The sequence below is a fragment of the Micromonospora sp. NPDC004336 genome, from assembly GCF_053602615.1.
Map to the genome: position 1 here is coordinate 1 of NZ_JBSGDY010000240.1, position 7,189 is coordinate 7,189.

Below are 7,189 nucleotides of genomic sequence, written 5' to 3' on the forward strand. Positions count from 1 at the left end.
CCGCGCCGGGGGGGGCTTCCCGGGCGGGCGAAAAGGCCAAACCAGCATAACACTACTGGGGGGGGGGGGCCCCCGGCGCGCCCCCCGCCGACCCCTTCGTCGTGTCCGCGTCGAGCACCGGCCCGCCGCCGCTGCCGGCCCGTCTCCGCCGGCGGGCGTCAGCGGTACGTGGCGGTGCGGGTGACCGGCGGCGCGTCCGGGTCGGCGGTGGCGCGGTCAGTCGAACGCGGCGGCGAACATGCCGGGCTGGTAGGAGCCGCCCCGCTGGTGCAGGATCACGGCGAGCCGGTTGGCCGCGTTGATCAGGGCGACCAGGCAGACCAGGGCGGCGATCTGGTCGTCGTCGTAGTGCTCGCGCACCCGGGCCCAGGTCTCGTCCGACACGCCCGGGTGGGCGTCGGCGAGCCGGGTGCCCTCCTCGGCGAGCGCCAGCGCGGCCCGCTCGGCCTCGGTGAAGACGGTGGACTCGCGCCAGGCGGCGACCAGGTGGAGTCGGACCGCCGTCTCACCGGCGGCCACCGCGTCCTTGGTGTGCATGTCGATGCACCAGCCGCAGCCGTTGATCTGGCTGGCGCGCAGCGACACCAGCTCCTGGGTGGACTTCGGCAGCGACGACTGCTGGACCACCGCCCCGGCGTTGGCGAACCGCTTGAAGAACCTCATGGCGGTCTCGTTGCCGAACATGTCGAATCGTGCGTCCATCGGATCCGTCCTTTACTCGTGGGAGGGACGAACACGAGATGCCGGCCGGCGGACCCCTGTGACGGCGCGTCCGGGTGACGGGAGCCACAGTCCCGGGGGTGTCACACGACGGCGGGGTCCGGCATCTCGTGGGTGACGCAGACGAGAGCGCAGAGGAGTCACCCGTGGGCGACACGCCGCAGACCGCAGCCGACGACCGTGGCCGGGACGCCGACCGGCTGGGCCCCGCCACCGCGGCGTTCCTCGCCCACCGCAACCTGCTCTTCACCGTCGCGTACGAGATGCTCGGCTCGGCCGCCGACGCGGAGGACGTGCTCCAGGAGACGTGGTTGCGGTGGGCCGGCGTCGATCTCGCCACGGTGCGCGAACAGCGCGCCTACCTGGTGCGGATCACCACCCGTCAGGCCCTGGGCCGGCTGCGTACGCTCGGTCGCCGCAAGGAGTCCTACGTCGGCCCCTGGCTGCCCGAGCCGCTGCTCACCGCGCCCGACGTGGCCGAGGACGTCGCCCTGGCCGACAGCGTCTCGATGGCGATGCTGATGGTGCTGGAGACGCTCGCGCCGACCGAACGGGCCGTGTTCGTGCTGCGGGAGGTGTTCGACGTCGGCTACGACGAGATCGCCGAGGCCGTCGACAAGACCCCGGCGGCGGTCCGCCAGATCGCGCACCGGGCCCGGGCGCACGTCGCGGCACGCCGCCCCCGCCGGGCCGTCTCGGCCGCCGAGACCCGCGGCGCGCTCGACGCGTTCCAGCGGGCGGTCGAGACCGGCGACCTGCAGGGCCTGCTCGACATCCTCGCGCCGGACGTCGTCCTGCTCGGCGACGGCGGCGGAGTCAAGCAGGCCGTGCCACGGCCCATCCTGGGGGCGGGGAAGGTGGCCCGCCTGCTGTCCGCCGGGTCGGGCAGGGTCGCCGCCGTCTCGTCGTGGCGGCCGACGCAGGTCAACGGTCACCCGGCGCTGGTGCTCCGGCTCGACGGCGAGCTGGACACCGTGGTGGCGCTGCGGATCGAGGACGGCCTGATCAGCGGCATCTACGCCGTACGGAATCCGGAGAAGCTGCGGCGCATGGAACGGGAGACCGCCCTGAGCCGCTGAGCCCGAGCGGGCCCGGGTCGTCGGCCGCCCGGTCGCAGCGGGTGCGGGCAGGGCGCGGCGTGGTCGACCGGCAGGGCGCACCGCGCGGTGGGGCCTCTGCTCCGTACGTCATCGTTCGGACGGGTTCTCAGTCGGCGTGCACCTCGGTGTTCTGGCAGACGTGCAGCAGCCAGGCCCCGTCCGCCTGCCTGGTCATGACGTAGAGCGGGGCTCCCTCCGTGTCGCCCTCCGCCGAGCGGTAGACCTGCCTGACCTTGACGGCCGCCACGTCGGGCCGCAGGAACTGCGTGTGCACCACCTCGTAGGTGACTTCGCCGTCCCAACTCGCGTTGGGCAGGACCGCGCGGGTGAACTCGGCGATCGCCTCGAAGCCGATGAGGACCTTGCCGTGGCCGGTCGTCCAGAGGGCGTCGGGGTGGAAGAGCGCGAGGAACTCCTCGGGGTCCCTGGCGCGCTGGGAACGCTCGACGGTGGCGACGACCTGCTCGATGGCCTTGATGTCCGAAGCTTCGGTGTTCATGCGGTCAATCCTGAAACCTGAAGGCGCCTTCAAGTCAAGGGTGGCCGGTCCGAGACCCGATCCGCAGCCCGCCGCCCGGATGTTCGTCGTTCACTGGGAGTGATCCACGACGATCTTGTGTGGTTAGATCGTCCTAAGTAGATCATCGTCCGGTGGCGATGCCGAGGCACCTCACGCATCGACAGACCCGACCGGGCACACGGGGACCTGGAAGTGGAACGTGACTGGTGAAATGGTCGGACGTACGGCGCCGTCGCGGCGGGCCATGTTGTTGGCCGCCGCGGGCGGAGGCCTGGTCGCGGGGGCGGCAGGTTTCGGAGGCGCGGCTTCGGCCGCCGGCGCCGGTGACGATCCGTACAGCGTGGATGTCGTCGCCAAGGGCGCCGACCCGACGGGCGCCAAGGCCAGCGACGCGGCCTTCCGGGCCGCCGCGGCCGAGGTGCTGGCGTCGTTCCAGCCGTCGCCCATCTCCGGGGCGATCCCGAAGAAGGTCATCGTGATCCCGCCGGGGAACTACCTGCTGACCCAGCCGGACTCCCTGCTGCCGAACGTAGACGGCGACGGCGGCGGCGGCATCGTCGACGGAATCGCCATCACCGGGTACGGCAAGCGGCTGTCGCGGATCACCTACTCGCCGACGACCAACGACACCACGCTCTGGACGAACTACCAGCGGTACAAGAACATCCGGATCTCCGGCCTCACCTTCACCAGCACCAACCCGACGTCGAGCTTCAACTACGCCTACTCGTCGGACACGCACGGGGTGCAGGACACCTGGTACACCGACGTGGAGTGGCGCGGGTCGTGGAAGCGGGGGATCGGGCTGGACGGCCCGTCGTCGAACTCGAACCTCAACAGCGAGATGGGCTGGGACCACTGCCAGGTCGGCGGCACCTACTCCGACGCCTTCCTGGTCATCGGCATGACGCCGACGGTGCGACAGCAGGACCAGTTCCTCAACTACTGGTTCCGCGACTGCAAGGTCGAATACCAGTCGGGTGTGTTCGTGAAGAACAACCGGGGCGGCTCGATGAACTTCGTCGGTGGCTCCTACATCCTGACCAACGCCTCGGCGGCCGGCGTGTTCTTCCAGCTCAACGCGGGCGCCGAGCAGCGCGCCGACTCGGTGATGCGGCTGTACGCGGAGGGCATCCGGTTCGAGCTGCGCGGCACCGGGCACAAGGTCATCGACTCGAAGTGGCACCGGGGCACGGTCACCTTCGTCTCCTGCGACGACACGGCACACTCGTTCCAGACCTGGGCCCCGACGGCGCTCACCCACGCGTACGCCTTCAACGCCGAGGGGTCGCGCGGGCCGATGGTCCGCTACGTCGACTGCGCGCTGATGGGATACCACCAGGTCGCCACCGGCTCGACGAAGACGACGGCCGGCAAGCTGCTCTACGACGGCAGCTCCGTGATGAACCACAGCGCGGGCACCGGTTCGTCGGGATTCCTGCGCTGGACCGGCACGGTGGCCCCGCGGCACGAGTTCCGCGACTGCCTCGCCAAGGGGGCCTACCTCACCGACCTGAAGGTCTCGTAGCGGGACGGCGGGCGCGCCACCTCGTCGACGGGGTGGCGCGCCCGCCGCCCGGCGCGGGTCAGTCGACCGTCGGGAGCTTCGGGCCCAGAACGTCGTCGGCGTCGACGATCGTGTACGCGTAGCCCTGCTCGGCGAGGAAGCGCTGCCGGTGGGCCGCGTACTCCGTGTCGATGGTGTCGCGGGAGACGACCGTGTAGAAGTGCGCCTGCCGGCCGTCGGCCTTGGGCCGCAGCACCCGGCCGAGCCGCTGCGCCTCCTCCTGCCGGGAGCCGAACGTGCCCGACACCTGGATCGCCACCGCCGCCTCGGGCAGGTCGATGGAAAAATTCCCTACCTTTGAAATCACCAGGGTGCGGATCTCACCCGAGCGGAACGCGTCGAAGAGCCGCTCGCGTTCCTTGTTGGTGGTGGAGCCCTGCACGATCGGCGCGTCGAGGTATTCGCCGAGCTGGTGCAGCTGGTCGATGTAGCCGCCGATGACCAGCACCTGCTCGTCGGGGTGCCGGTCGACCAGCGCCTTCACCACCGGTAGCTTCGTGCGGGCGGTCGCCGCCATCCGGTAGCGCTCCTCGGCCTCCGCCGTCGCGTACGACATCCGCTCCGCGTCGGTGAGCGTCACCCGTACCTCGGTGCACTCGGCCGGCGCGATCCAGCCCTGCTGCTCGATGTCCTTCCACGGCGCGTCGTACCGCTTCGGGCCGATCAGGCTGAACACGTCGCCCTCGCGGCCGTCCTCGCGCACCAGGGTCGCCGTCAGGCCCAGCCGGCGGCGGGCCTGAAGGTCCGCGGTGAAGCGGAAGATCGGCGCGGGCAGCAGGTGCACCTCGTCGTAGACGACCAGGCCCCAGTCGCGGGCGCCGAAGAGGTCCAGGTGGGTGAAGGCGCCCTTCTTGCGCGAGGTGAGCACCTGGTACGTGGCGATGGTGACCGGGCGGATCTCCTTGCGCTCGCCCGAGTACTCGCCGATCTCCTCCTCGGTCAGCGACGTGCGGGCGATCAGCTCCCGCTTCCACTGCCGCCCGGCGACCGTGTTCGTGACCAGGATCAGCGTGGTCGCCTTCGCCTCGGCCATCGCCGCCGCCCCGACCAGCGTCTTGCCGGCCCCGCAGGGCAGCACCACGACGCCCGACCCGCCCGCCCAGAACGCCTCCACGGCCTCCCGCTGGTACGACCGCAGCGTCCACGGCTTCCCGCCGTCCTTGCCGGCCTCGGCCAGCTCGATCGGGTGCGCCTCGCCGTCGACGTAGCCGGCCAGGTCCTCCGCCGGCCAGCCCAGCTTGAGCAGCGCCTGCTTGAGCCGGCCCCGCTCCGACGGGTGCACCGCGATCGTGTCGTCGTCCAGCTTCGCGCCGAGCATCCCGGCGAGCTTCTTGCTCTTGGCGACCTCGATCAGCACCATCCGGTCCAGCGCCCGCAGCACGAGGCCGTGCGCCGGGTCGTTGGCGAGCTGGAGGCGGCCGTAGCGGTCCATCGTCTCGGCCACGTCGACCAGCAGCGCGTGCGGCACCGGATAGCGCGAATACTTGATGAGCGCGTCCACCACGCCCTCGGCGTCGTGGCCGGCGGCGCGCGCGTTCCAGAGCCCGAGCGGGGTCAGCCGGTAGGTGTGCACGTGCTCCGGGGAGCGCTCCAGCTCCGCGAAGGGCGCGATGGCCATCCGGCACGCCTGCGCGTCGGGGTGGTCGATCTCCAGCAGCAGGGTCTTGTCCGACTGAACGATCAGGGGTCCACCGCTCACGCCAGTGCCTCTCCTCCGCCTCGGGTCGCCGGCTGCCCGGCGGGCGACCGACCCGCCCCGGGCCGACCCACCAGTGTTGCACGCATCCGGGTGACGCCCGAAAAATCTGGACACCGGATGCAACCGGAGCGGTATTCGTGACGTCTAGAAATTGGACACCTGTCACGGGAGGCGCCATGAAACACGTCCGGACCACCACCCGGCTCGTCGCCCTGGCAGTGGCCACGCTGGTCGGCGCCGGTGCGTGCGCGTTCGATCCGGAGGCCGACGGAGATGGGGGCGGGGGTCCCGTCCCGGTCGGCGCTGCGGAGGTAACGGGGGCGAGCGGTGCGCCCGGGCCGGACCAGCGGACCAGGCCCACCACGGCGCCCCCGAAGCAGGTGGCGAAGCCCTCGCCCACGCCGACCAGGAGCACCCCGAAGCCGACGCGTCCCGCGCCGCGAGCCACCGGGTCGCCGTCCGCCGCCGGCTGCCCGCAGGGGGAGCACCAGCGCGAGGTGGAGGCCTACCTCGCCCGGCTGGGCGGCTTCGGCACGCTGACCGTGGACGGCCGGCAGTCCGCCGCCGACTGCGCCGCCATCAGGAAGTTCCAGAAGCGGTACGACATCCGCCCCGCCCACGGTCGCGCCGGGCCCACCACCCACGACGTGGCGAAGCGGCTCGCCACCACCGACACGGCGCGCTGCAAGGCCGGCTCGGGCACCACGTTCTGCATCGACCTGACCCGGCAGACCACCTGGGTGATGCGCGACGGCAGGGTGCTCGTGAAGCCGACCGTCACCCGCACCGGCATGCCCGGCTACCGCACCCCGGCCGGCACCTTCAAGATCAACTACCGCAACGTCAAGGAGTGGTCCGACCCGTACGAGGTGTGGCTGCCCTACTGGCAGCACTTCACCCAGGGGATGGGCTTCCACGAGACCACGACCTACCTGCACGACAAGGCGATCGGCTCGCACGGCTGCGTCAACCTGCTGCACGCCGACGCCGTGCGCTACTGGGAGCTGGGCAGGGTCGGCAGCCGGGTGGTGCTCGTCGGGCGACGCCCCGGCACCTGAGCCGGCGGCGACGCCCCGGCACCTGCGCCGGCGCGGCGGCCCCGGGCCCGGCCTTCCGTCGCCCGCGTCGTCTGCTCGCGCCGCCCACGTCGTCGCCGCGCGTCGCACACCTCGTCCGATCGGGGTTTTATCCCCTGTCACTCCGGTCACCCGAGTGACACGCTGGAGTGCCAGGCGTCGGACCGGACGGGGAGGCTCGGAGATGACGGTCGACCGGGAGGCGATACCGGAGCACGGCGTCGAGCGCGACCGGGCACCCGACGAGCAGGTCTCGACCGCCACCGTCGTGGCGTACGCGGCCGCCGCGGTGGTGCTCGTCGGCTGGTTCCTCTTCGGCTGGCTGGTGCTCGAACAGGGCTTCGTCGACTCGGTCGGCGAGTCGGCCGGCGCCGGGTTCGCGCTGCTGCTGGCGGTCTCCGTCGTCGGGACGGTGCGCCGCAGCCGACGCTGACCCGGGCAGCGGTCCGCCTGCCGTCGGGCGCTGCTCCGCCCGCCGTGGCCCGGCGCTGCTCCGCCGCCGTGGCC

General features: G+C 71.8%; 7 protein-coding genes. 4 read left to right on the forward strand and 3 right to left on the reverse strand.

Annotated features, from left to right (window positions below; translation table 11 throughout):
* Positions 1–216: 216 nt before the first annotated feature.
* On the reverse strand, positions 217–702 hold the full coding sequence (locus ACWENR_RS28630) for a carboxymuconolactone decarboxylase family protein (RefSeq protein ID WP_452280062.1): 486 nt from the start codon (positions 700–702) through the stop codon (positions 217–219).
* Between the two features lie 281 nt (positions 703–983).
* Here ACWENR_RS28630 and ACWENR_RS28635 point away from each other — a divergent pair, with 281 nt between their 5' ends.
* Positions 984–1,799, forward strand: coding sequence for an RNA polymerase sigma-70 factor (locus tag ACWENR_RS28635; RefSeq protein ID WP_452280068.1), 816 nt, complete (start codon positions 984–986; stop codon positions 1,797–1,799).
* Between the two features lie 127 nt (positions 1,800–1,926).
* Here the strand turns inward: ACWENR_RS28635 and ACWENR_RS28640 are convergent, their stop codons facing one another.
* On the reverse strand, positions 1,927–2,319 hold the full coding sequence (locus ACWENR_RS28640; RefSeq protein WP_452280063.1) for an SgcJ/EcaC family oxidoreductase: 393 nt from the start codon (positions 2,317–2,319) through the stop codon (positions 1,927–1,929).
* Between the two features lie 361 nt (positions 2,320–2,680).
* Between ACWENR_RS28640 and ACWENR_RS28645 the strand changes: the two genes are divergently transcribed.
* Entirely contained in the window at positions 2,681–3,868 is a 1,188-nt protein-coding gene (locus ACWENR_RS28645) for a hypothetical protein (RefSeq protein ID WP_452280064.1), read from the forward strand.
* 58 nt (positions 3,869–3,926) lie between these two features.
* Here the strand turns inward: ACWENR_RS28645 and ACWENR_RS28650 are convergent, their stop codons facing one another.
* Positions 3,927–5,606, reverse strand: coding sequence for a DNA repair helicase XPB (locus ACWENR_RS28650; protein WP_452280065.1), 1,680 nt, complete (start codon positions 5,604–5,606; stop codon positions 3,927–3,929).
* A gap of 176 nt (positions 5,607–5,782) precedes the next feature.
* Between ACWENR_RS28650 and ACWENR_RS28655 the strand changes: the two genes are divergently transcribed.
* Together ACWENR_RS28655 and ACWENR_RS28660 are read left to right on the forward strand one after the other, a co-directional pair.
* Positions 5,783–6,664: a L,D-transpeptidase family protein gene (locus ACWENR_RS28655; RefSeq protein WP_452280066.1), complete on the forward strand. Its 882-nt coding sequence runs from the start codon at positions 5,783–5,785 to the stop codon at positions 6,662–6,664.
* A gap of 202 nt (positions 6,665–6,866) precedes the next feature.
* Positions 6,867–7,115, forward strand: a complete 249-nt coding sequence (locus ACWENR_RS28660; protein WP_452280067.1) for a hypothetical protein — start codon at positions 6,867–6,869, stop codon at positions 7,113–7,115.
* The last annotated feature ends 74 nt before the right edge of the window (positions 7,116–7,189 follow it).